Below are 871 nucleotides of genomic sequence, written 5' to 3'. Positions count from 1 at the left end.
CTGGCCGGGGGCGCCCTGTTGCCGCCGCTCGTGGCGGTCGTCGCCGGACGCGCCGCGCTCACGCTCAGCCAGGGGACGGTGTGCGGGTGGGCCGCCGCGCGACGCAAACGCGCGCTGCGCGGACGGCTCCTGGAACGCGGCGCCGACGTCACGCTGCTCGGCCGCGGCCTGGACGCCCTGGACCCGTACTACGCCGGCTACCTGCCTCAGCGGTACGCCGCGGCGGTGGTTCCCCTCGCCGTGCTCGTACGGCTGGCGGTCGCGGACCTGACGTCGGCGCTGATCGTCGCGGTGACGCTGCCGCTGATCCCGGTGTTCGGGGCGCTCGTCGGCCGGCACACGCGGCAGGCGACCGAACGGCAGTGGGGCCTGCTGAACCGGCTCGGCGGGCACTTCCTCGACGTGGTGACCGGGCTGGCGACCCTGCGCGCGTACGGCAGGGACCGGGCGCAGGCCGAAGTGGTACGCACGATGGCCGACGGGCACCGGCGGGCGACCCTGCGGACGCTGCGGATCGCGTTCCTGTCCTCGTTCGTGCTGGAGATCGTCGCCACGCTGTCGGTCGCGCTCGTCGCGGTGCCGGCCGGGCTGCGTCTCCTCGACGGTTCGCTGGACCTGCGAACGGCGCTGCTCGTGCTGCTGCTCGCGCCCGAGGCCTACCTGCCGCTGCGGTCGCTCGGCACGCGCTTCCACGCGGCCGCCGAGGGACGCGCGGTGCTCGGCCAGGTGGACGCGGTGCTCGCCGAGGAAGGGCCGGCGCCCGGTGCGGTACGCGTCCGGCCGGGCCGGATCGCGGTGGAGGACCTCGTCGTGCGCTACGCGGATGACCGCGCGCCGGCGCTGGAGGGGTTCTCGCTGACCGTGGAGCCGG

The 871-nt window shown here is 76.0% G+C and carries 1 protein-coding gene; it reads left to right on the top strand.

What is annotated here, in order from left to right; all coding sequences use genetic code 11:
• The coding region (locus ACFFNX_RS51475; RefSeq protein ID WP_378213823.1) for an ABC transporter transmembrane domain-containing protein at positions 1-871 on the top strand (871 nt) is incomplete at both ends.

It is taken from the genome of Actinoallomurus acaciae, assembly GCF_042429965.1.
GTDB classification, from domain to species: Bacteria; Actinomycetota; Actinomycetes; order Streptosporangiales; family Streptosporangiaceae; genus Actinoallomurus; species Actinoallomurus acaciae.
Note: the sequence above shows the minus strand (reverse complement) of the source record. Positions and strands in the feature narration are given on the sequence as shown.